The following is a 22,588-nucleotide window of genomic DNA, read 5'->3' as shown; positions in this document are numbered from 1 at the left end:
GCTGACCAGTCGTTTTCATCCCGGTTGACCACCTGGTTGCAGTCAACTTGACCAATCAGTTGCATCAGTGATGACCGTACGTTCTATCGGGGGATTAGCCACATCAGTAGAAAGCGAACAATTACGATCCGGGACGAAAAAGCTTATTTGAATAGCTAAGCCCCCGTTTGAAGATCAGCTTATTGTTGGTTTAATAGATATTCTGCTTCACACGAAACCCAGGACACCTTCAAGGAGCTCAGTAACAATCATGAAAGACGCTACCATCGCGCTGCACCACGGCTTCAAGTCGGATCCAACCACCAAGGCCGTCGCCGTGCCGATCTATCAGAACGTCGCTTTTGAATTCGATAACGCCCAGCACGGCGCCGACCTGTTCAATCTGGAGGTGCCTGGCAATATCTACACCCGCATCATGAATCCCACCAACGATGTGCTGGAGCAACGGATGGCCGCCCTCGAAGGTGGTATCGCCGCCCTGGCCGTATCGGCTGGCAGCGCCGCAATCCACTATGCGATCCAGACCCTGACCCGAGCTGGTGACAATATTGTCACCACTCCGCAACTCTACGGCGGCACCTACACTCTGTTTGCCCACCTGCTGCCAAGCTTTGGCGTCGATGTGCGCTTCGCCCGCAACGACTCCGCCGAGGCCATCGCCGAACTGATCGATGACAACACCAAGCTGGTGTACTGCGAGAGCATCGGCAATCCAGCGGGTAATATCATCGACCTCGAAGCCCTGGCCCAGGTCGCTCACGCCCGTGGCGTGCCATTGATGGTCGACAACACCGTGGCCACGCCGATCCTGTGCAAGCCGATCCAGTTTGGTGCCGACATTGTCGTGCACTCGGTGACCAAATATGTCGGTGGCCACGGCAATTCCTTGGGCGGTGTGATCGTCGACAGCGGCACCTTCCCCTGGACCCAATACCCGGAAAAATTTCCCGGTCTGAACCAACCTGAGCCGGCGTATCACGGTGTGGTCTATACCGAGAAATTCGGCTCCGCTGCTTTCATCGCACGCGCACGTACAGTGCCATTGCGCAACACCGGCGCAGCGCTGGCGCCGATGAACGCATTCCTGCTGCTGCAAGGCTTGGAAACCCTGGCCCTACGCATGGAGCGCCATACTGAAAACGCCCTCAAGGTCGCGCTATTTCTGCAAGGCCATAGTGAGGTCGAGTGGGTCAGCTACGCTGGCCTGCCAGATCATCCCCACCACGCATTGGCGCAGAAATACATGCAGGGTAAACCGTCCGCGATCCTATCGTTTGGCTTGAAGGGCGGCTATGAAGCAGGTGTGCGGTTCTACGATGCACTGCAAATCTTCAAGCGCCTGGTAAATATCGGTGACGCCAAGTCTCTGGCCTGCCACCCCGCCTCTACCACCCATCGGCAGATGAACGAGCAGGAACAACTCAAGGCCGGTGTAAAACCTGAGATGATTCGTTTATCAGTCGGCATTGAGTCGATTGACGACCTGATCGACGATTTGCAGCAGGCGTTGGGTTCAACACAACTCTGAGGGCAAGTCGTTAGCGTGACGCGCTCAAGTAACGGTGTAGGCATTCTTTACTATAGGTTGTCTTTGATCATGCTAAGAATGCCTGTCGCAACCAAAGCCTGGACCGGCCGAGACACTCACCCAGCGTCAACCCGAGGGTTGGCTATGAGCTCTGGCAGTTTCTGCGCAGCGCGCTCCTGCCAGGTCTGGCGCTGCAGCACCAGCCGTGAACGGTGCATCTGTGCCTGCTTGACGAAGGCTGCCGCCAAGCGGCGGAAATGGTCGATGCTGCTATCGTCCAGCAGCAGGTCGAAGCGCAGCAGCCCATGCACGGCTGAAGGCAGTAGCCGTTTCAACCCCCTGCGCCTGCGCGGCCTGCAATACCTTGCGGCGCTTGCTGTCGGAAACGCTGCCACGCTCGTTGAGTACACGGTCGACGGTACTCAGGCTTACGCCCGCCTGCTGGGCAACGTCGGCCATGCCTTGACGGCGGTCATTCTTGTTCACGGCGAACATCCTGTAGCCTAAGACGCGGAGTCTGCCACGGCCGCAGCTTTTCGCCTACTCCGCGGGCCCGGCTAGCAGCCTTAGGTCAGGGAGGCCTGGCGATCCGAACATGGACACAGCCTTCACCAGGCATCATTTCGCGTATCACCAGTTATAACTAACCGCCCCCACCAAACTCCGCTCATCGCCATACCGGCAGGAATTAGCGCAATACAGATACCGCTCATTACCCAGATTCTGCGCCCGTGCGCTCACCTGCCAGTTCTCGTCCACCCGGTAGGTAATGCGTGCATCGAACAAGGTATAGGCCGGGATCTTGCGGTCGCTGATGCTCGGCACGGTGTGCGTAGTGCCGTTGTAACGAGCGCCGGCGCCGACACTCAGGTTGGGCAAGCCCAGTAGGGCCAGGCGGTAGTCCAGCCACAGCGCGGCGCTGTGGTAAGGGGTGCCTTCGATGCGCGAGCCTTCCAGCGTCTTGTCGTTGTCGGAAATGACATGCGCATCGGTGTAGGCGTAGGTGGCGTTCATCCCAAGGTTTTCGCTCAATTGCGCCTTGGTTTCCAGCTCGAACCCGGTGCTGCGCTCCTTGCCGGTCTGCTCGTCAAAATCGGACCCTGGAATCGAGGTCAGTACATTGCGCTGGGTCAGCCGGTACACCGCCGCGCTGATCAACAGCTCGCGGTCGGCGGGCTTGTAGCGCACGCCTATTTCATATTGCTCGCCTTCGGTAGGCTTGAAGGTGGCGCCGCTGCTGTCGGTTCCGGCGGACGGCAGGAACGACTGGCTGTAGCTGATGTAGGGCGCCCAACCGCTGTCAGTGAGATACACAAGGCCCACCCGTCCGGTGGTCTTACTGTCGCTGACGGTGCTGCGCGAGCCGTCGCGGTAACTGCGGGTGTTGTTTTCGGCCCAATCCTGGCGTACGCCCAGCATCACCACCCAGCGCTCATCGAACTTGGCCTGCTCTTGCAGATAGATGCCCATCTGCGTGCTGTGCAGGTCTGACCCGCTATCGACGGCGGTAATGACGGTGGGCAGGTTGCCGTAGACCGGGTTGGCCAGGTCCAGGGTCGGCGCGCTGCCGCTGTGGCGGTGGCTGTCGTAGGTCTTGCGGTAGTAGTCGATGCCGCCCAGCAGGGTGTGTTGCCAATTGCCGTGGGCGAGGTCCAGGGACAGGTTGCTGTCGCTGGTCCAGCCGGTGGAAATGTCCTCGCGGGAGTTGTAGCTTCGGGTCAGGTTGTTCAGGTTCGCCCCGGTGACGCGGCTGTTGTTCAGGGTGATGTAGTCGTAGTCGCTGCGCGATTCGAAATAACGGGCGGCATGGCGCAGTTGCAGGTTGTCGCTCAGGCGGCGCTCGAACAGGTAGCCAAAGGTCTGCAGAGTGCCGTCGTAGTCGTCGTAATCCGGTTCGCCGGGGAACAGGTCGTACGGCACCTTGTAGCCGGGGGTATCGCTGAACGTGGTCAGGTTGTAGCGGATCGGCGGGGTCAGCGTGGTTTGCGTGCGCTGGTGGCTGGCCAAGAGCGTGAGGCGCGTGTCGTCGTCCATCTGCCAGGTCAGGGCGGGCGCGATGTACTGTTTATCGTCATCGATCGCATCTAACTGGGTGCCGCTGTCACGCACCAGAGCCGTTAGGCGGTAGCTGAAACGGCCCTCCTCATCTAGTGCACCACTGTGGTCGATGGAGATCTGCCGGCGCTGATGGTTGCCGTATTCCAGGTTGAGCTCATGCAGCGGCGCCAGGGTCGGGCGCTTGCTGATGGTGTTGATCAAGCCGCCCGGAGCCAATTGCCCATACAGCACCGATGACGCGCCCTTGAGCACTTCGACGCGTTCCAGGCCGTACGGCTCCTGGCCGCCTTCAAACTGCGTGCTCTGCATTTTCATGCCGTCGCGCAGTACGCTGCCGGTCCGCGGGCCGATGTCGAAACCGCGCAGCCGGTAGTCGTCGGCCACTCGGCTGTAGCCGTTGGGCTGGGTGACGACACCTGCGGTGTAGCCGAGCACGTCGGCCAGGCTGTCGTGCTGGCGCGAGACCATTTCTTCGCGGGTGATGACCGAAATCGACTGGGGGATTTCCACCAGCGGGGTGTCGGTTTTGCTCATGGTTGCGCTGCGCCGGGCCACCTTGCTGTAGGCCGGCCCCCAGGCATCCTGCTCGAACGCCTGGGCCGACACGTTAATGTCAGCAAGGTGCAGCGCATCGGTTGCGTGCGGCTCAACGCTCAAGGCGCCGCTGGCAGTGACATTGAGCTGCAATGCGGTGCCTTGCAACGCTTGATGCAGGGCTTGCTCGGTGCTGAACTGGCCACGCAATGCAGGCGCGTTGAGCCCTCGGGTCAGCGCAGCGTCATAGGAAATGCTGCGCCCGCTGTACCGGGCGATGGCGGTCAGGGTGGCATCCAATGGGCCGGCTGGCAGGTCGAAAACCAACTGTTGCTGCTGCGCATCGGCTTCGCTGGCCAGAGCGGCACATACGGGCAATGCGCTCAGGGCCAAGGCCAAGGCCAGCGGGGTCAGGCAGAAACTGTGTGTCCGGTACATGGGCGGCGGTCCCGATAGGTAGTCGATACCCGCTATGTGGCGCGAGGGGCTGCTTTATTAAGGGGGCAACGAAAATAAAATCAGCGCAGGCTCACCTGGGTCCACAACGGCAGCGGCTGCTCGACGCGCACTGGCAAGGTTTCTTGCAGCGTGCGCAACACGTGTGCGCTGTCGTCCAGCAGGAAAACCCCGGAAACCCGCAACGCAGCAGCCTCAGGGCTGATCCGCAGCACACCACGCCGATACGCACGCAGGGCATCGATCACCACGCCCAGCGGCTGGTCATGGATTTCCAGGTAGCCGTCTTCCCAACGGCCTTCTGCGGCGCGATTGGGGTCCAGGGCATGCACGGCGTTGCTCGTCAGTACGGCGCCCTCCCCACTTCGCAACTGCACAGTGGCGCCATTGGGTGCTTTTACCTGAACGCGCGATTCCTGCACCCAGACATCGGCTGCGCCTTCACGCAGCGTGACGGTAAAGCGCGTGCCCAGGGCCCGAGCCTCACCAAAGGGGGTGACCACGATCAGCGTCCGCTGCGGGTCGGCAGCAACCTGGATGCTCAACCCGCCCTCGCGCAGGATCAACGTGCGCGCGTTGCCAGCAAACGCCAGATCCACCCGGCTTTTCGCGTTGAGCACCACACGGCTGCCGTCGTCCAAGGTGAATGCGCGGCGCTCGGCAAGCCCGGTGTGCAGGTCGCCCTGGGCAAAAGGTAGCAGGCCGCTGCGCTGCAACCACCAGCCGCCAACGCCGATACCGGCGACCGCCAGAGCCCCGCGCAACAGCCCACGCCTGCTAGTCGCCGGGCTGCTGAGCACGTGATGAGCAAGCGGTGGCACATCGGCGAAGGCCTGGCCAAGGTGTTGCTCAAGGCGTTGCCAGGCAAGTGGATGATCTGGGCTGAGTCCTAACCAATGCTCAAAACGCTGGCGATCAGCGTTGGTCATGCTCCCTGAGCGGTGCAGTGCCAACCACTCGATAGCTTCGGCCACTGCGGGTGGCAGTCGGTTGTGCGCCATGCTCACTCCAGCGCCAGGTAGCACAAGGCCAGTGCCTTGGCCACGTACTGATGCACCCGCGGTGCGGAGATGCCCAGGCGTGCACCGATTTCGGCGTAGGTGAGGTTTTCCAGCTGGCTGTACAAAAAGGCGCTGCGCCCCAGTGGCGACAGCCCGTCCAGGATGCGGTCAAGGCTGGCGAGGGTTTCGATGGCCTGCACCTGCTCCTGCGCCGATGGTTGGTAACCCGGTAGCTGCTGGGCCAGCGCTTCGAGGTAGGCACGCTCCAAGTCACGGCGCCGCCAGGTGGCGAATACCAGCCGTTTGGCGATGGTTGTCAGTAGCGCTCGCGGCTGTTGGATAGCTTGCGGGTCGGGCAACTTGACCACTTGGGCAAAGGTCTCCGAAGCCATGTCGGCAGCATCATGGCAGCAGCCCAGCCGCGCACGCAGACGCTGCAGGAGCCAGTCATGGTGGTCGCCGAACATCTGATGCAACACACGGTTGCGCAGGGCCAGACGCTGATTGTCGAGGGGAATGGAGGGCATGCGGTGATTTGCTAATGGGAACTATTAGCAAATGATGCCGGGAGATTGGGTTTATCGCAACTGGAAGCTAGTGTGGTGTTTCAGAAATAACGCTCACGACTTTCTATTCAATGCCTCGGCCGCCCTGCCAACGCTCGCCTATATGTCCTCGGCCTTTCGATACCAGCGGGAGGGTCGAGGTTGGTATTGTGGGTGGTCAGGCAGTACTCAATAGATTCTTCTAGATCTTTCACGCTGGTGTGCGCCTGGCGCTTGATCCACTTCTCACTCAACGTCGAGAAAAAGCGCTCAACCATATTCAACCAAGACGCCGACGTCGGTGTGAAATGGACGTGTAGCGCGGGTGTGCTGCAAGCCAAGCTTTGATCTTGTCGGTCCTGTGAGTCGCATAGTTACCCATCACCAAATGGACGGGTATATCGCCCGGGACGCTGGCGTCCACCTCCTTGAGGAAAGCGAGAATTCTGTGCTTCGATGACGGCGCTTCAATCGCCCAATAACTTCACCCGTAGCAATGTCCAGCGCTGCAAATAAAAACGTAGTTCCGTGCCGCTTGTAGTCGTGAGTGCGAGTGACGGGTTTCCCCGGAGCCAGAGGCAACCCTGGCTGGGTGCGGTTTAACGCCTGAATCTGGCTTTTCTCGTCTATACAGAGCACCAAAGCCTTATCGGGCGGAAGGTCCCAGATGAGGTTTTAGTCCGAAAGCGTGCCATATCCGCATCACGCTGGTAGGACAGATGCCAGTCGCCTGACTCATTGAGCGAGTACTCCAATGGCTGTCATCTTTCGGCTTGGACTTCAGCAGCTGATTCAAGACAGCCTGCACTTGCTCATCAGTGATGCTGCGAGGCCGGCCTGAGCGCTCTTCGTCATTCAGGCCATCGAGCCGCAGTCGGCTGAACCGCACTCGCCAACGCGATTAGGTTCTAAAGCGAAGGCCCGCAGATCCCTTTATTCCGTGCCAAAAAGTGCCTAACCCCTCAGGGTGGATGCCAGTTACTCCGGCCGGATTTCGCCATGAAGACCACTTCCTCGTCCCTGCTACTTGTCTCCTTGTTGTCGCTCGGTGTCACAGCTCAAGACGCGCCCGAGCGCTCGGATCTCGGGCTGGTGCAGCGGCAGATCACTTCCATCGAACTGTTGGTCGACCGCGCCAGCAGCGGCTCAGTCGATGCCGCAGGCGCCCGCTATCGCTTCGATTATTCGAGGTTCGCAGCGGACCTCGAGCGTGTGCGTCAAGGCATCGACAAATACCTTTCGCCCTCCCGCGCGCAGCCAGCTGACATAGTCGAGCTGACCGGTGATTACCGGGCTGAAGCGCCTCACTCGGGTACCTCCGATGAGCATGACTGACGCCCAACTCAGCGCGTTCTCTGCCGTTGCCGGGTTCACCCCGCAGCTCAGCTCAGTGCTATGGCGCTCATCGGTGCTGGTGCTCGCATTGCTCTGGTGCACCTGGGCCCTGTGGACCGGCTACCGCGGCTGGGCGGCCGGCAACCTCAATTTCGGCGCGCTCGGGGGCTGCACGCTGCGCCTAGCCCTCGCCCTGATCGTGCTGATGTTTTTCATGCTGTCGTAATCAGGAGACTTTGCCATGAACCTCTCCCGTCGCTGCCATCGCCCGCTCGCTCTCCTGCAGGAATCCTGTTCTCAAGCCCTGTTCGGTGGCTTGGCGCTGCTGAGCTCGACGCTGGTTTGGGCTGATTTGCCGACCATGGAGGCGCCCTCCCGTGGCGAAGGTTCGGGCCTGATCGACACCATCAAGAACTATGCATACGACGGCGGCATCCTCCTCGGCCTGTTGATCGCCACGCTTGCCTTTCTGGGCGTGGCCTGGCATTCGCTCACCGTCTACGCCGACGTGCAAAATCAGCGCAAGACTTGGAAAGATCTCGGCGCCGTGGTCGGCGTCGGCGCGCTGCTGGTGGTGGTGATCCTGTGGTTCCTCACCAAAGCCGCGACGATCCTGTGAGGTCACCATGTCCGACGCCCCTGCCACCCTGCCTGACGGTACGCTGACCTTCCTGCCGGAACGCCTAAACCGTGATCCGGCCGTTCTTCGCGGGCTCACCAACGACGAGATGTGGGTCGCGCTGATCGTCGGCGCCGGCCTGGGTGTGATCCTCGGTGCACCGCTGGCGGTGGCCACCGCTTCCATCGCCACCCTCCCCACCTGCATGTTCATCTGCATGGCGCTGGTGTTGCTCGGTGGAGGCAAGCTGCTGCGTCGGGCCAAGCGCGCCCGCCCCGAAACCTGGCTTTATCGTCGCCTGCAATGGTATCTGGCAGTGCACTGGGGTGTCGGCACTCATCAGTTGATCCTGCACTCGGGGCCTTGGACAGTGCGCCGTACGCGTCGGCATACGAGGGCCACGTCATGAGCCGCTTCCGCAACAAGGTGGATGCGCAGCAGGCGCATACTTTCAGCCTGCGTCTGGCCGTTTCGATCCTGGCACTGCTGTGCTGCGGGCTTTGGTACGGCTGGCAGTCCGCGCCTTCCGAGCTGACCATCCACGTGCCGCCCGATCTGCGCTCTGGCAGTACGCGCAAGTGGTGGGATGTACCACCGGAAAACATCTACGCCTTCGCGCTGTACATCTTCGGCCAGCTCAACCGCTGGCCCACCGATGGCGAGGTCGACTACCACCGCGCCATCTTTGCCCTGCAGCCCTACCTCACACCGGCGTGCAAGACCTTTTTCGACGGCGACTTCGAGTACCGCAAGACTGCCGGCGAACTGCGCGGGCGGGTGCGCGGCGTGTACGAGGTGCTGGGCCGCGGCTACAGCGACGACCCAGACCTGCGGGTGAAGCAGCTGGACAAGCACAGCTGGCTGGTAAAGCTCGACCTCAACGCCGACGAGTACTACGCCGCCGAGCCGGTGAAGCGCGTGGTCGTGCGCTATCCGCTGCGAGTGGTGCGCTTCGACGTCGACCCCGAGCACAACAAGTGGGGCCTGGCCCTGGACTGCTACGAAGGCACACCGCAGAAGCTGACGCTGCCTGGAGGTGCGGGATGATGCGTATCTTGATCATGATGCTGGCGGTAGCCGCAGGCTGGTGTTCAGCCGTTGGTGCCGTTGAGGTCAAATACTGGGATCGTCTACCGCTGGCCGTTCCACTTACGGTGGGCCAGGAGCGCGTCCTGCTGCTGGATGAGGATGTGCGCGTCGGACTGCCTAGTTCGATCGCCGGCAAGCTGCGTGTGCAGTCCGTCGGCGGTACGGTGTACTTGCGAACCGCTGAAACCCTTCCCCCTACCCGACTGCAACTGCAGTCGGTGAAGTCAGGCGACATCATCCTGATCGACATCGAGGCGCTTGAGGGCAACGAGGCGCTGGAGCCGGTCAAGATCGTGGCCCAGGCTTCGGCACCGGACGTGAAAGCTGCGAAGGAGGCGGCACCTGCTGCGACGCCGGTATCGGTGGTACTCACCCGCTATGCGGCGCAGAACCTCTATGCGCCCCTACGTACCGTGGCCCCACTGCCCGGTGTGCGACGGGTACCGCTGAGCGACTCTGTTGCGTTCAGCTCGTTGCTGCCCACCGAGCGGGTTTCGATCAAGGCACTCGCCGCCTGGCGGCTGGGCGACTACTGGGTGACGGCGGTGAAGATCGTGAATCGCGGTCCTGCCAAGGTCGTGCTTGACCCGCGTCACCTGCAGGCTACGCTGTACGCGGCAACCTTCCAGCACGCGGACCTAGGGCTCACCGGTACGCCTGAAGACACCACCGTGGCCTACCTCGTCACCCGCGGCGGCGACCTGAAGCATGCGCTGCTGTTGCCACCGCCAAAACCGGAGGCTGCCGATCATGAAAGCTAACGGCCTGCTGAAATGGTTGGTACCCGGGGTGCTACTGGGCATCGTGCTGATCATCATCAAATCGTGGGTGGCCGCTCCAGATGGCCAGCCCACTCACGATCCGGAAAACGCTTCACTCAGCGCGGAACAAGCAAAGGCCTTGGGCATCGCCGGTGATACCCCGCGCGACACCGTGGCCACGCTGATCGGCCAGGTCAAGGCGATGCGCAGCGAGATGCAGACGCTGATGAAAGGCAACGATGCGCTGCAGACCGAGAACAACCGGCTGCGCACCCGCGAAGGCAACATCGACACGCGCATCCAGAGCACCTTGAGCAGCGTCACCCAACAGGTTACCGAACAGCGCCAGCAGTCCAACGATGCTCGGCAGAAGGCCGAGCAGCAGCACCGCGAAACCCAAGGCATCTTGTCCAGGCTTAAGGACCAGCTCACCGGCAAGCCAGCCGCAAAGTCGGATGTTCCTGCGGGCTTCGGTCTTGAACCGGGCGACGAGCAGCAGTTTTCCGGCGCTCAAGCACCGGCAGATGCGGTGCAGTGGATCGAACCGTCCAATGCACGCGTCGGGCAAGAGTACATCACCAAAGCCGACGGTCCGCTGTCGTCGCTGACCCCGAAGTTCAAGGACCTGCACGGTCTGGACAATAACGCCATCGACCGTGGCCAGGACCGCTTGCGTGCCGTCGCCAAAGGCGAACGTGACCTGGAGAACGCCCAAGACCGTACCGAAGGTGCCCTTCCCATCTACACCATCCCCGAGAATTCGACGCTGATGGGCTCGATCGCCATGACCGCGCTGATTGGCCGGGTGCCGGTGGACGGCACCGTGAACGATCCCTATCCGTTCAAGGTGCTGGTGGGGCCAGACAACCTCACTGCCAACGGCATCGACCTGCCGGACGTGGTCGGCGCGGTCATGAGCGGCACTGCCGCCGGTGACTGGACGTTGTCCTGCGTGCGCGGCCAGGTCGAGTCGATCACCTTCGTCTTCAGCGACGGTACTGTCCGCACGGTGCCGCAGCCGCAGAAGGTCGTCAGCCGAAATCGCAGCAGCACCCAGACCTCGGACACCGAGAAGATCCGCGGCGGCCTGGGCTACATCTCCGACCCTTACGGCATTCCCTGCATTTCCGGCGAGCGCCGCTCCAACGCCCAGCAGTATCTGGGCAGCCAGAGTCTGATCACCGCAGCCGGCGCCGGCTTCGCTGCAGCCCTGGGCAGCGAGCAGACCAACACCTCGTTCATCAATTCGGCCAGCGGCAGCCTGGGCCTGTCCCAGAACAGCGGCAACAGCGCGCTGAACTCGGTGATCAGCGGGGGTATTGGCGACATCCGTGAGTGGATCAACAAGCTCTACGGTGAAGCATTCGCCGCCATCTACGTGCCGCCTGGGGCCAGAGTGGCCCTGCATCTGGACCACGAAATCAGCATCGACTACGAACCCAAAGGCCGGAGAGTGAACCATGAAAGCCCATCCGTCTCGGTACTGGATCTGGATTAGCCTGCTGCTCGGCCTGCACCTGGCGGGCTGCTCCACCAACAAGGAAGAAATGCTGCCCCACGGTGATCACACCATGCTTGATATCTGGAACGGCGGTGGCTCGGTCGGTACTCAGCAACAGCTGTTGGAGGCGCGTGGCGAACTGCGTCGACCGGTGCTTGATCCCGAACGCCGGATCAACGACCAGAGCGCCTACACGCGCACCGCCGCCAATGAAATCCGTGCTCAGTTCCCACGTCTGCCCAATCCAGACCTGGTCATGTACGTCTACCCGCATCTGGCCGGTACCCAACAAACGCCGGTGCCTGGCTACTCGACCGTGTTCCCGTTGTACGAGAAGGTCCAGTACGCGCTCCCCGGCGAGCGCCTGGACGATCTGTGATGGCCGATGATGCGAGTCGCGACCCACCATGCTGGAAGCCTTGGCGCGCGGCGCAGCGTCGGCGCGCCACGTTGGCCGATGAGGTCGCCCAGTACGCACACAATCCCAGCTTTGCCGACCACCTGCCCTGGGTCGAATACCTCGAGGATGAGCAGTGTTTTCTGCTCGATGACAACCGATCGGTGGGTGCTGTGTTCGAGATGCAGCCTATCGGCACCGAGGGCCGTGAGCCCGAGTGGCTAATGGCGGCACGCGACGCCCTAGAAGATGCGCTGCAGGACAGCTTCGACGAGCTCGACCAGGCACCCTGGGTGGTGCAGTTCTTCTGCCAGGACGACAGTGACTTTGCCCCATACCTCGAACGCCTGGAGCGCTATATCGCGCCCCGCGCGCGAGGTACGCCCTTCACCGAGGCCTTCCTCGCGTCGATGCAACGCCACCTCGACGCCGTCGGCAAGCCGGGCGGGTTGTTCGACGACCATGTGGTGTCTCACCTCCCCTGGCGCGGCAGCAATCGGCGGATTCGGCTGGTGGTCTACCGCTGGCTCGGGGAGCAGGCCGACGAGGATGGGCAGAGCCCGGTCCAGCTGTTGAGCCGCACCTGCGAGCGCCTGGTGGCTTCGCTGCAGGCCTGCGGGGTCTGCCCTCGGCGGCTGAACGGGCGCGATTTCTACGCCTGGTTGCTGCCTTGGTTCAACCCCGCCCCTGCCCTCACCGGCGAATCCCCCGCCGCGTTCTATCGACGTGTGCCCTACCCGGAAGTGGATGACGGCGAGAATCTGCCGCTGCCGTTCGACCACGACTTCGCCGAGCGGCTGTTCTTCCAGGAACCGCGCTCCGATAGCGAGCAAGGTCTGTGGTACTTCGATCAGCAGCCGCACGCCGTGATGGTGGTCGACAAGCTGCGCAGGCCACCGCATATCGGCCAGCTGACCGGCGAGACGCGCAAAGGCGAGGCGTTGAACGCCCTGTTTGATCAGTTGCCTGAGCAGGCGTTGATGAGCTTGACCTTGGTGATCACGCCCCAGGATGTGCTCGAGGAGCAGCTCAATCGCCTGGCGCGAAAAGCCATCGGCGAGAACCTCGCCTCGACCCAAACCCGTCAGGACGTGGAAGAAGCCCGCGCGCTGATTGGTCGCCAGCACAAGCTGTACCGCGGCACGTTGGCGCTGTACTTGCGCGGCGCCGATGAACAGCAGTTGCGCCAGCGCTCGGTCCAGGCTGCCAACGTCCTGCTCGGCGCCGGCCTGCAGCCGGTGCGCGAGGGCGATGAAGTGGCCGCGTGCAACAGCTATCTGCGCTGGTTGCCGATGGTCTACAACCCGGCGCGGGACACACGTAACTGGTACACCCGGCTGCTGTTTGCTCAGCACGTCGCCAACCTGCTGCCCCTCTGGGGACGTAGCATCGGCACCGGCAACCCGGGCATCACCTTTTTCAACCGTGGCGGTGCGCCGCTGTCATTCGACCCGCTATCACGCTTCGATCGCTCGATGAATGGTCACCTGCTACTGTTTGGCCCGACCGGTGCCGGCAAGTCGGCCACTCTGGTTTCAATCCTGATGCAAGTCATGGCCGTGTACCGGCCGCGGCTGTTCATCGTCGAAGCGGGCAACTCCTTTGGCCTGCAGGGCGACTACTTCGCCAAGTTCGGGCTGTCTGTCAACAAGGTTCAGCTCAAACCGGGCAGTGATGTGAGCCTGGCACCGTTCGCCCATGCCCGGCGCCTGATCGAAAATCCGGAGCAGGTCGCCAGCTTGTCGACCGAAGACCTGGTTGAGGCCGCGCCAGACAGTGATGAACAGCGCGACGTGCTGGGCGAGCTGGAGATCACCGCGCGGCTGATGATCACCGGCGGCGAAGCTAAGGAAGAGGCGCGCCTGACCCGGGCGGACCGCAGCCTGATCCGCGAGTGCATCCTCGATGCCGCCCGGTACTGCGCGACCACTAAGCAGCAGGTGCTGACCCGCCATGTCCGCGATGCCCTGCGTAAGGTCGCCAGCGACACCCACCTGCCCGACAAACGCCGCGAGCGCGCACAGGAAATGGCCGAGTCCATCGACCTGTTCTGTCAGGGTTTCGAAGGTGCCTTGTTCGACCAGCCCGGCACACCCTGGCCGGAGAGCGACGTGACGATCGTCGACCTCGCCACGTATGCCCGTGAGGGTTACGAGGCGCAGATGTCGATCAGCTACATCAGTCTGATGAACACGGTGAACAACATCGCCGAGCGCGATCAGTACCTGGGGCGACCGATCATCATGGTCACCGACGAAGGCCACATCATCACCAAGAATCCGCTGCTGGCCCCCTTCGTGGTCAAGGGCACGAAGATGTGGCGCAAGCTCGGTGCCTGGTTCTGGCTGGCGACGCAGAACATGGCCGACTTGCCCAACACGGCGCAAACCATGCTCAACATGATCGAGTGGTGGATCTGCTTGAACATGCCGCCAGCGGAAATCGAGGAAATTGCCCGCTTCAAGAAACTCACGCCGGCGCAGAAGGCACTGCTGCTCTCCGCGAGCAAAGCCTCGGGCAAGTTCACCGAGGGCGTGGTCATGTCGAAGAATCTGGAGACGCTGTTCCGGGCGGTACCACCGAGCCTGTACCTCGCGTTGGCCATGACCGAACCCGAGGAAAAAGCTCAGCGCTGGCGATTGATGGAAGAGCACCAGCAGTCCGAGCTGGAAGCCGCCCTGCAGGTCGCGGCGGAGATTGATCGCCTGCGCGGCATCTCGTGAACGACACCGTCAGGGCTATCCGAACCCTTCTGCTCAGTAAAAATCGGAAAGAGCACATTTGTACTCCCCTGGCAGTTTTCTCATCTCGCGGCGCTAAATTGAGCGCCCGACGAAACCGATCACCCCGGACTCGGTTTGTCCGCCCTCATCCAGCACCGGATCCGGGATGCTGAAACTTGGCGCACGGATGCACACCGCTGCCACCTGCGAGCGTTGCCCATGAACGTCACCGCCTTCACCCGAAGCAAAGCGCCGAAAACCAGAACGGCTCGCCGTGGCCGAACCTTCACCGCGGCAGCACTGCTGGTCGCCGCCGAGCAGTGCCTGGCATTGACCACGCCTACCATCATCGCCTCCGTCGGATCGCTGCAGTGCCTGGAGTATCGAGTCGTCGGCATCTGCTACTGGCTGCTCTGCACGCCGTTCGGCTGCACAGTACGGACCTCACCGAAGATCCGTCACTTCATTCCCGAGCTGGTCGTATCGAGCTATGCCGACACCGGCAGCAATCCCTGGAGCGAGATGTCGGCGCTGTCGACGCCGACGCTGGCGTCGCAAGGGGGTGGCAACCTGATCACGCCTTCGCTGCAGCGCGATAACCTGCCCAGATTCAAGAATGTCGACGGCATTGGGCATCCCGGCGGGGCAGCCCTGACGGCCTTGGCACACACGTTCGGCTATGCGTGCCCAAGCGGAGCCGTGCCCTTTGCGCCCTACTACCTCAGCACACTCGACCCGCTGGCGTGGCGCCAGGCCGCTCCGGAGTCCGTCTACCCGCAGGCACTGGTCCCGGGAATGCGTGAGATCGGCAACCAGGCACTCGGGAACATGTGGGGCAGCGTGTATCCGCGCCACGGTTTTCTGGTGCAGCCCGATGATTTCAAGGCAGCTGCCGTGATGGCACAGCGCGCCAGCGACTTCATCACCCGCGTCGGCCAGCCGCATGTCTATCTACGGCTGCAGCCGATGCCGGCTCCTGGCTATTGGCCGCCGCGGCCGGTGATGGAGAACAACGTCAACAATCACCGCTGGCAGTTGCTGGTCCCGGTCATCCAGAACACCTGCGCCATCTTCCCCAGCCCAACGATCCAGAGCTCCGACGGCGCCTATGCCTGGTCGCTGTGGCGGCCCTACCGCTGCTGCCAGCGTATGGGCCAGACGTTTCTGTTCAGCATCGACTTTGATGGAGGCCAATGATGAAAAACCTCGCGCTCGGGTTGGTGTGCTTTCTCGTGTGCGCCGCGAGCTTCGCCGCAGAGAACGGCTACCACCTCGGTGACCAGGCCCCGGTCCTGGACGACCGCGTGATGTACACCATCGGCGGTGGTACGGCGGCGGGAGCGCCCTCCTCGCTTTACCGTCCCAATGGCCTTGGCGTCGGTATGTCATGGCGCGCCAACATGATGTGCGGAAACATGAACCTCTCGAACACCCTGCAGAACCAGCTCAACGGCGCCACCCAGGGCTTTCAGCAGATCATGGGCAACGTCATCCAGAGCGCCACGAAGGCAGTAATGTCGTTGCCGGCGATGATCATCCAGCGCGCCAATCCCGGTCTGTATGAGCTGCTGAGCAATGGAGTGCTGCAGGGACGCATCGACTTCGATCGTTCCAAGCTCACCTGCCAGGCGATGGCGGCGAAAATGGCCGACAAAGTCGATCAAGCTGGCTGGGGCGCGCTGGCTCAGAATCAGGAAATGCAGCACAACCTCGAGCAGTCCGGCGGCGATGCCGTCATGGCCGTGAAGGATACCGAGTCGAACAACGGCAACAACGGCGTCAGCTGGGTCGGTGGGCAGAAAGCCGGTGGTAACGGACAGCAACCCATCCGGGTGACTTCGGATGTGGTCAAGGCCGGCTACAACCTGCTGCACAACCGGGCCGTCGAGGACACCTCGGCCGTCGGGTCGGCTTGCCAGAATGGCGCTATCTGCCAAGCCTGGTCGAGCCCCGAAGAGGCCTCGGAATGGGCGACACGAGTGCTCGGTGAAACCGAGGTGGAAACCTGCGATGACTGCGAGACGCTGCGTGTAACCGCCGGTACGGGCCTATCGCCTTTGATCCAGGAAACCTACACGGAACACCTGGAAGGCCTGCAGCGCATGGTCTCGGACGCCGACCAGCCTACCCCAGAGAACCTCAGCAAGGTCTCCAGCCCCTTGCTGCAGGTCTCGCGCGGCGTCATTGAGGGGCTGCGCGATGACCCTGATCAGAACCTGCTGGCCCGACGTCTGGCCAGTGAGACCGCACTGTCCAGCGTGATCTACAAGGCGATGCTGCTGCAACGCACGCTGTTCGCCGGCAGCCATGAGCCGAACGTGGCGTCGGCGCAGCCCGCCACCACAGCCCTCAACAGCAACGTCGAAACCCTGGAACGGGAGATCCGCCTGCTGCAAACCGAGCTGCAGGTACGCCAGTCGCTGGCCACCAATACCGCCAGCCTGGTTCTTGATCGCCACGCCGGCGGTGCCGACGCCTCGCGCAGCATCGATCAGCGCGACCCGGTGCCGGACCGACTGCGCCGGGCTGAACAGGAGAGGAACACGCCATGATCACGTCATCTATGAGATCACTGACTGTCCACATGCTGCTGATCATCGGCGCCATGCTGGCCATGTTGCTGATTGCCTGGATGGCACTTCAACTGCCCGCCGCCCAACTGGATTGGCTCGCACCAACGCGGGCGACTGCCGCCTTCTTGGCGTGGTGGCGCACCCTGCTGTACACCCTGATCTTCACAGGTTGGGCCGCAGCGTTGCGCATGCGGCCTGCGCCTGTGGACCAGCAACTGTTAAAGCGTCTGGGGTTGATCGGCTTCAGCTCGATCATCCTGGTCGAACTGTCTCGCGTGTGAGGTGCGGCCATGAACATGAGCACCAACAGCTACCTTGAGTACTACCTGTCGCTGCTGGCCTGGATCATCAACAACGGCATCTGGAATACGCTGGTGGACACCGGGCTGTTCGCCGCCCCCTTCGGTGCGGTCATCCTGCAGGAATGGCTGTCGGCCCGCCAACAGGGTGCTGACGAAGGCAACAAGGGCCTGCTGTCGATCCCTCGCGTCGAGAACCGGCTGTGGATGAGTTACGTGGTCATTCTGTTCGGGTGCATGCCGTTCTTCCCGTTGAGCCTTTCATCGGTGACTTTCGACGATGCCGCGAGCCAGCGCTGTGGGATCTCATTGGTCAGGCCCGCCGACACGGCCTGGGCCACGACTTTCAACACCATCGGCGAGAAGTCAGCGAACGTGCCGGTGTGGTGGTTCCTCGTGCATACCATGAGCAAAGGCATCACCGCCGCTGCCACCGCGGCGATTCCATGCGCGCCCGACATCCGGGCGATGCGCATGGAGATCGACAGTTCGCGGATCAACGACCAGGTGCTGCTACAGGAAGTCGCCGACTTCACCCGGGACTGCTACGGTTTTTCGCGCTCGCGGCTGTTCACCAATCGGCCCGAGCTGGACGAGTCGCAAAGTTACGACGCGTCCTGGATAGGCTCGACGTACCTGCTCAACACACCGGGCTACTACGATACCGACCGCTCGCGAACGCCCCGAGTCGATTGGCCATACGACGAGACCCGGGACACCTCTCTGCCTCAGCTCGACAACGGCGCTGGCTACCCTACCTGCAAGCAGTGGTGGAGCGACGGCACGATCGGACTGCGCGACCGCTTGGTGGCCGAGGTTGATCCATCACTGCTATCGCAGCTACGGGGCTGGCTGACGGGGCGCACCTCTACGGAGGCCGAAGACGCCACCTTACGCGAGCTGGTAAGCCCACGGCAGCAATCATTGAGCATGGCACCTGGGCAGGTGTTCCAAGACTACGGTAGCAGCGCCCGCGGCGGTTCGCTGACGCAAGGGCTGAACAACCTGGCCACCAATACCGGTTTGGCCCTAGGCTCGTTCAGCAACTTCCCGGCAATGAATGCACTACGCGCGGCATTGCCGATGGTCCAGGCCTTTCTGATCATGGGCACGATCATCAGCCTACCGCTGGTGCTGCTGATCAGCACCTACCAGCTCAAGGCGCTCATGACGATCACATTCGCGCTGTTCACGCTGCACATGCTGACATTCTGGTGGGAGCTCGCGCGCTGGATAGACTCGAGCATGCTGGAAACGCTGTATAACCAAGTGTCTACCACGGACCAGGCGCTATTGTCGTTGCCGACTGCAGGGTTCATGGATGGGACCGTTACAGCACAGGTGATCGAGTACGTCATGGGCGCGATGTTCATTGTCTTGCCAGCTTTGTTCGTGGGCACTATGAGCTGGGCCGGCTACGCCGTGGGTAACGGCATCCAAAGCATGTTGGCATACGGGGGCAAGACTGCGACGGACGCCGGCAGCAGAGGCACAGCGCAATTGACGAGCGCCGGTAGGAAATCAATCAGGTGATTTACAATCACCTATGTAGTGGCCGTTGCTATCGTAATCGCCAATATAAAAATCAGCGCCCAAGTAGTCTGGGGATGTATCTTCTCGACTCTCTGTAGGCCCAGTCTTATCCCACCAGCTACGCAGCAGCGCAAATGTCAGGTCGGTGATGATCAGCAAAGCAAAAGCGAGAGCTACAGTAGCAAGACCAAGCAAGCAAAGCAATTTGCTAGCTACTGTCAGCAACAACTGTCTACGTGGTTTTTGAGCCAGACGACGAGAGCCAGATAGCTTGGAGACCCGATTTCGCCAGGCTATTCCCAGGCTAGAACCCAGGCGGCCCGAAAATGAAGGACGGATTGGATTTGTCATCTTGCACCTCCAAAGGCGAACAGCCCGTTGGATCCAAGATTAAAGTCTACTCCTTTCCGAACTACGAACAGCACCGCTCATCGTTCAGAAGCAGACTGAAACATCACCCTGGAACGTTGTGGACTCGCAGCCCGACTGCGCACCCTTCCCGTCGTTGACCGAAGCCATTTTGCTTGGTATTGAGTAAGTGCAATCGCTGGTTTTCCAGCACCCCAGGTAGCCATAACCTTTGAGGCTACGTCACGCATGTGATGGTTACCCCGAAATGCGATTCGCGTTCGGCAGCTCGCATGGTCACCGTTCCCCGGTGATGAACGCTTTCTAATCCCCGGGTTCACTGAACCTGCGTCTTCGTTGCACCCTACTCACATCCAATCCAGTGCTGGGAACTCTCCCTCACGGGATGGTGTTCCTCCGCACTCTCTGGAGGATCTCATCATGCTGCGTTTCACAGGCACTGAACTTCACGCCGTGTTGGCCGAGGCTGGTATCAATGGTTGCAGGCTGATATTGGTGAAGGACCACGGTGTTTACCTCATGTCCGAGATCGGCGAAAGCAAACCGGACGGTGGCGGCCGCAAACGCGTGGCCTATGCCACTGGCTGCAACCCCAACGTCGACGACTTCGACACCTGGTGGAATCGCGCCCGCGATGAGTTCGGCGGCGATGATTTTGCCGAGTATTTCGACATTGATGATCCTGTCCTCGCCAGCCTTCGCGGTACCGCAGGATCGCTGGTGGTGGAGGCCACCTCCACCCACCTGTACCTGGCCGCCGAGGTTGATCCCGCAGGCAAATCTTGACGCAGATGCGAAGTCCACGCGTATCCAGTGCGGCACCTTAACCGGGCCGCTCTGGACGCATCTCGCATTATTCTTCAGTCGCTTGAAGATCGCCATTTGTCAGGAATCCAAGGCCTGTAGTCTTCGCTGGACCTCCCTGGATAGAGCCCTCCATTGGAGGTAGGGATCGGAGATTGACCTCACGTCCAAGCGCGGTTTAATACATGGACGCACCCTGCTCAATGCCTTGTTCAGATTGAGCAGGTCCACGCACGAACCTCACATGAGGTGTCGCGGGATCAGCTACGCGGAGGTCCCAATGTCCAGGATGAAGCGCTTTTCCAATGCGGTGGTGCTGAGTCCAGGCGTTTGGCAGCAGTTCATTGAACCTGCCACAGGCGAGGAACCGATTGGAAAATCAGCCATGCGTTTGGCAGACCTGCTAAACAGCGTGCAGGCTTCGGCTTCGCGTACCTCACACTGCCCCATCGAGCTGCAACTCGACCGTTCGAAGCGCGACGGCACTTCAGTATCTGCTCACCTGCAGCAGCTCCAACTGACTCGGATCACCCCACGCAGCGGCCCGGCCTTTCTGCTCATCCGACTGCCCGGGGAGATCGTTGTCGATATCGCCGCCCTCTGACCCTGTCAGCACCGCTACTGCCTCTACCCCACCGGGAACCCTTCCCGGCTGGGCAGCGTTCCCCTACACGCCCGGAGAACGCCATGTCCGATATCTATTTGGATGTCACCAACAAGATCGTCAGCGCCTTGAGCCAAGGCGTGATCCCCTGGATCAAACCCTGGACCACCACCGGTTCAAGTGCTGACTCCCCTTTCCCCATCAACGCCATCACCAGACGCCCCTACGCCGGGATCAACATTCCTCTGCTGTGGGCCGAGGCGCGCCTGCGAGGTTTCACCCAGGATCGCTGGCTGACCTTCAACCAGGCACGCAAAGCGGGCGGCCATGTACGCAAGGGGGAGCAATCCACCCTCGCGGTGCTGTACAAACCAATGAGCAAGGAAGCGCATGACGAGGACGGCCAGGTCGTTCGCGATGAACAGGGCAATATCGAGATGGTGCAGTTCGCACTCTTGCGGACGCACTGCCTGTTCAACATCGAGCAGACCGAAGGCGTGCCTGGCGAGGAGCCAGGCCCCGCGGAACACACCGAGCCGCCCGCGTTTATCGACCATGCCCCGGCCGAACAGTTGCTGCTAGCCAGCAGCGCGCAGATCGAGCATTGCTACGGCGATAGCGCGTTCTATCAGCCGCTGCGCGATCGCATCCAGCTGCCTACCAAGGCTCAATTCGAGGACGTCGGCAGCTATTACGCGACGGCCCTGCATGAGCTGACACACTGGTCGGGTCATCGATCGCGCCTGAATCGCGATGGCATCACCGGCGGGCACGCCTTCGGCTCCGCAGCCTATGCCTTCGAGGAACTGGTCGCGGAAATGGGTGCAGCGTTTCTCTGCGCATTGACTGGTACGCATGGAGAGTTACGCCACGAGGAGTACCTGGCCTCCTGGCTGAAGATCCTCAAGGAAGACAAGCGCGCGATCTTCCGCGCCAGTGGCCAGGCCCGTGAGGCGTCGGAGTACCTGCTGGCGCTGCAGGCAGACCGCACCACAGAAGCGCCGGAGCGACTCACAGCGTGATTTCCCTCAACCAGCAAAAAGGCCCCGATTTGGGGCCTTTGTTTTTTCTGTGGGGCGGGCATCGACCGCTTACGCGGAGTCGATTACTCCAACCAGCTCTCAACGGTATCCGAGCCGTGTTCCTGCTTCCACTGCTTGAGGATCTTGTGATTGCCACCCTTGGTTTCCACGACTTCGCCACTGTGCGGGTTCTTGTAGCGCTTGACCGCGCGCGGCTTGCGCTGAGTGCCGCTCGACACGCTAGCAGCACTCACGCTCACGCCTTTGGACGGGTCCAGAATGGTGATCACCTGGCGCAGGCTCATGCCGTACTCTTCCAGCAAGGCCTTCAGCTTCTGTTCAAACTCAATTTCCTGCTTCAGGCCCGAATCGTTTTTCATCGCATCCAGCTGTTGAAGTTGCGCGGCCAGCTGCGCTTCCAGTGCTTTAAATTCGGCAAGTTTGGACATGAGAAATTTTTCCTAGGCATGATACATGTGAAAGCATAGTAACTGAGGCAAACTCAATATCCGAGTATTAATTTCCAATCTAAGAGTCATTTCATGCTAATTAATTGCAAAACTCTGTGACAGATCAGTCAGCCAAGTTTTGGCAGAGGTGAGCCACAAATTCGCGAGGCGCCGTACTGCTGCCAATCTTGAACAAGATGTCGCGCTGGCAGCGCGGCAACTTTTTCACATAGCGCTTGGCGGCAGACCGAATGGTAGCATCTGTGCCATGAATTCGGTCCACCAGCAGCACGATCAGTACAGCATCACTCAGCGTCATCAGCGCCCCAGCTCAGAAAAATGATGCCGGGCAATCTAACCCCACTCGAAAGGGTCGGCCATGCCGATC

Annotated in this window: 25 protein-coding genes and 1 pseudogene; 17 read left to right on the top strand and 9 right to left on the bottom strand. The window is 61.3% G+C overall.

The window, feature by feature from the left end:
- The first annotated feature begins 250 nt into the window (after positions 1-250).
- On the top strand, positions 251-1,528 hold the full coding sequence (locus tag GIB19_RS03205; RefSeq protein ID WP_274883497.1) for an O-acetylhomoserine aminocarboxypropyltransferase/cysteine synthase family protein: 1,278 nt from the start codon (positions 251-253) through the stop codon (positions 1,526-1,528).
- A gap of 116 nt (positions 1,529-1,644) precedes the next feature.
- Here the strand turns inward: GIB19_RS03205 and GIB19_RS03200 are convergent, their stop codons facing one another.
- From GIB19_RS03200 to GIB19_RS03175, 6 genes and pseudogenes are all read right to left on the bottom strand, one after another.
- Entirely contained in the window at positions 1,645-1,863 is a 219-nt protein-coding gene (locus GIB19_RS03200; RefSeq protein WP_274883496.1) for a hypothetical protein, read from the bottom strand.
- Positions 1,799-2,014 (bottom strand): LacI family DNA-binding transcriptional regulator, encoded by a 216-nt coding sequence (locus GIB19_RS03195; protein ID WP_274883495.1) that lies wholly within the window; start codon positions 2,012-2,014, stop codon positions 1,799-1,801. The genes GIB19_RS03200 and GIB19_RS03195 overlap by 65 nt, the downstream gene beginning before the upstream one ends.
- A gap of 144 nt (positions 2,015-2,158) precedes the next feature.
- Positions 2,159-4,558, bottom strand: coding sequence for a TonB-dependent siderophore receptor (locus GIB19_RS03190; protein ID WP_274883494.1), 2,400 nt, complete (start codon positions 4,556-4,558; stop codon positions 2,159-2,161).
- 80 nt (positions 4,559-4,638) lie between these two features.
- The gene (locus GIB19_RS03185) at positions 4,639-5,577 is read right to left on the bottom strand and encodes a FecR domain-containing protein (protein ID WP_274883493.1); all 939 of its coding nucleotides are present in this window, start codon (positions 5,575-5,577) and stop codon (positions 4,639-4,641) included.
- A 2-nt stretch (positions 5,578-5,579) separates the two neighbouring features.
- Positions 5,580-6,104 (bottom strand): sigma-70 family RNA polymerase sigma factor, encoded by a 525-nt coding sequence (locus GIB19_RS03180; protein ID WP_274883492.1) that lies wholly within the window; start codon positions 6,102-6,104, stop codon positions 5,580-5,582.
- A 138-nt stretch (positions 6,105-6,242) separates the two neighbouring features.
- Positions 6,243-7,023 (bottom strand): annotated as a pseudogene (locus GIB19_RS03175) (IS630 family transposase); the annotation flags it as partial.
- A gap of 98 nt (positions 7,024-7,121) precedes the next feature.
- On the opposite strand from GIB19_RS03175, the gene GIB19_RS03170 reads away from it, so the two are divergent.
- The 13 genes from GIB19_RS03170 (at position 7,122) to GIB19_RS03110 (ending at position 18,952) form a co-directional block, all read left to right on the top strand.
- A complete protein-coding gene (locus GIB19_RS03170; protein ID WP_274883491.1) occupies positions 7,122-7,457 on the top strand; it encodes an integrative conjugative element protein, RAQPRD family in 336 nt (111 codons plus the stop codon).
- Positions 7,444-7,683, top strand: coding sequence for a TIGR03758 family integrating conjugative element protein (locus tag GIB19_RS03165; RefSeq protein ID WP_274883490.1), 240 nt, complete (start codon positions 7,444-7,446; stop codon positions 7,681-7,683). Before GIB19_RS03170 ends, GIB19_RS03165 begins: the two co-directional genes overlap by 14 nt.
- A 15-nt stretch (positions 7,684-7,698) precedes the next feature.
- Positions 7,699-8,076 (top strand): TIGR03745 family integrating conjugative element membrane protein, encoded by a 378-nt coding sequence (locus GIB19_RS03160; protein ID WP_274883488.1) that lies wholly within the window; start codon positions 7,699-7,701, stop codon positions 8,074-8,076.
- 7 nt (positions 8,077-8,083) lie between these two features.
- Positions 8,084-8,485 carry a TIGR03750 family conjugal transfer protein gene (locus GIB19_RS03155; RefSeq protein WP_274883487.1) on the top strand — a complete coding sequence of 134 codons (402 nt, stop codon included), beginning with the start codon at positions 8,084-8,086 and terminating at the stop codon, positions 8,483-8,485.
- Positions 8,482-9,123, top strand: a complete 642-nt coding sequence (locus GIB19_RS03150; RefSeq protein ID WP_274883486.1) for a PFL_4703 family integrating conjugative element protein — start codon at positions 8,482-8,484, stop codon at positions 9,121-9,123. The genes GIB19_RS03155 and GIB19_RS03150 overlap by 4 nt, the downstream gene beginning before the upstream one ends.
- A complete protein-coding gene (locus GIB19_RS03145) occupies positions 9,120-9,926 on the top strand; it encodes a TIGR03749 family integrating conjugative element protein (protein WP_274883484.1) in 807 nt (268 codons plus the stop codon). The genes GIB19_RS03150 and GIB19_RS03145 overlap by 4 nt, the downstream gene beginning before the upstream one ends.
- Complete coding sequence (locus GIB19_RS03140) at positions 9,916-11,424, top strand: TIGR03752 family integrating conjugative element protein (RefSeq protein ID WP_274883483.1); 1,509 nt, start codon at positions 9,916-9,918, stop codon at positions 11,422-11,424. Before GIB19_RS03145 ends, GIB19_RS03140 begins: the two co-directional genes overlap by 11 nt.
- A complete protein-coding gene (locus tag GIB19_RS03135) occupies positions 11,387-11,806 on the top strand; it encodes a TIGR03751 family conjugal transfer lipoprotein (protein WP_274883480.1) in 420 nt (139 codons plus the stop codon). The genes GIB19_RS03140 and GIB19_RS03135 overlap by 38 nt, the downstream gene beginning before the upstream one ends.
- Positions 11,806-14,547: a conjugative transfer ATPase gene (locus GIB19_RS03130; protein ID WP_274883478.1), complete on the top strand. Its 2,742-nt coding sequence runs from the start codon at positions 11,806-11,808 to the stop codon at positions 14,545-14,547. Before GIB19_RS03135 ends, GIB19_RS03130 begins: the two co-directional genes overlap by 1 nt.
- 219 nt (positions 14,548-14,766) lie before the next feature.
- Positions 14,767-15,744, top strand: coding sequence for a TIGR03756 family integrating conjugative element protein (locus GIB19_RS03125; protein ID WP_274883477.1), 978 nt, complete (start codon positions 14,767-14,769; stop codon positions 15,742-15,744).
- Complete coding sequence (locus GIB19_RS03120) at positions 15,744-17,099, top strand: integrating conjugative element protein (protein WP_274883476.1); 1,356 nt, start codon at positions 15,744-15,746, stop codon at positions 17,097-17,099. Before GIB19_RS03125 ends, GIB19_RS03120 begins: the two co-directional genes overlap by 1 nt.
- On the top strand, positions 17,096-17,401 hold the full coding sequence (locus tag GIB19_RS03115; RefSeq protein ID WP_274883475.1) for a hypothetical protein: 306 nt from the start codon (positions 17,096-17,098) through the stop codon (positions 17,399-17,401). Before GIB19_RS03120 ends, GIB19_RS03115 begins: the two co-directional genes overlap by 4 nt.
- 9 nt (positions 17,402-17,410) lie before the next feature.
- Complete coding sequence (locus tag GIB19_RS03110; RefSeq protein ID WP_274883474.1) at positions 17,411-18,952, top strand: conjugal transfer protein TraG N-terminal domain-containing protein; 1,542 nt, start codon at positions 17,411-17,413, stop codon at positions 18,950-18,952.
- Here GIB19_RS03110 and GIB19_RS03105 read toward each other — a convergent pair.
- Positions 18,941-19,303 (bottom strand): hypothetical protein, encoded by a 363-nt coding sequence (locus GIB19_RS03105; protein WP_274883473.1) that lies wholly within the window; start codon positions 19,301-19,303, stop codon positions 18,941-18,943. The genes GIB19_RS03110 and GIB19_RS03105 overlap by 12 nt on opposite strands.
- 438 nt (positions 19,304-19,741) lie before the next feature.
- On the opposite strand from GIB19_RS03105, the gene GIB19_RS03100 reads away from it, so the two are divergent.
- The 3 genes from GIB19_RS03100 to GIB19_RS03090 all read left to right on the top strand — a co-directional run bounded on the left by GIB19_RS03100 (position 19,742) and on the right by GIB19_RS03090 (position 21,751).
- Positions 19,742-20,107 carry a DUF3085 domain-containing protein gene (locus tag GIB19_RS03100; RefSeq protein WP_019099029.1) on the top strand — a complete coding sequence of 122 codons (366 nt, stop codon included), beginning with the start codon at positions 19,742-19,744 and terminating at the stop codon, positions 20,105-20,107.
- A gap of 298 nt (positions 20,108-20,405) precedes the next feature.
- On the top strand, positions 20,406-20,729 hold the full coding sequence (locus GIB19_RS03095; protein ID WP_274883470.1) for a hypothetical protein: 324 nt from the start codon (positions 20,406-20,408) through the stop codon (positions 20,727-20,729).
- 83 nt (positions 20,730-20,812) lie between these two features.
- Positions 20,813-21,751, top strand: a complete 939-nt coding sequence (locus GIB19_RS03090; protein ID WP_274883468.1) for an ArdC family protein — start codon at positions 20,813-20,815, stop codon at positions 21,749-21,751.
- A gap of 83 nt (positions 21,752-21,834) precedes the next feature.
- On the opposite strand, the gene GIB19_RS03085 is transcribed toward GIB19_RS03090, so the two are convergent.
- Complete coding sequence (locus tag GIB19_RS03085; protein ID WP_019099032.1) at positions 21,835-22,200, bottom strand: histone-like nucleoid-structuring protein, MvaT/MvaU family; 366 nt, start codon at positions 22,198-22,200, stop codon at positions 21,835-21,837.
- 124 nt (positions 22,201-22,324) lie between these two features.
- Positions 22,325-22,519, bottom strand: a complete 195-nt coding sequence (locus GIB19_RS03080) for a DUF7740 domain-containing protein (protein WP_274883465.1) — start codon at positions 22,517-22,519, stop codon at positions 22,325-22,327.
- Positions 22,520-22,588 lie beyond the last annotated feature (69 nt).

This window comes from Pseudomonas sp. ITEM 17296 (assembly GCF_028895205.1).
In the GTDB taxonomy this organism is placed as follows: domain Bacteria; phylum Pseudomonadota; class Gammaproteobacteria; order Pseudomonadales; family Pseudomonadaceae; genus Aquipseudomonas; species Aquipseudomonas kermanshahensis.
The sequence above is the reverse complement of the archived record's forward strand: the minus strand, read 5'-3'. Positions and strand labels throughout refer to the sequence as shown.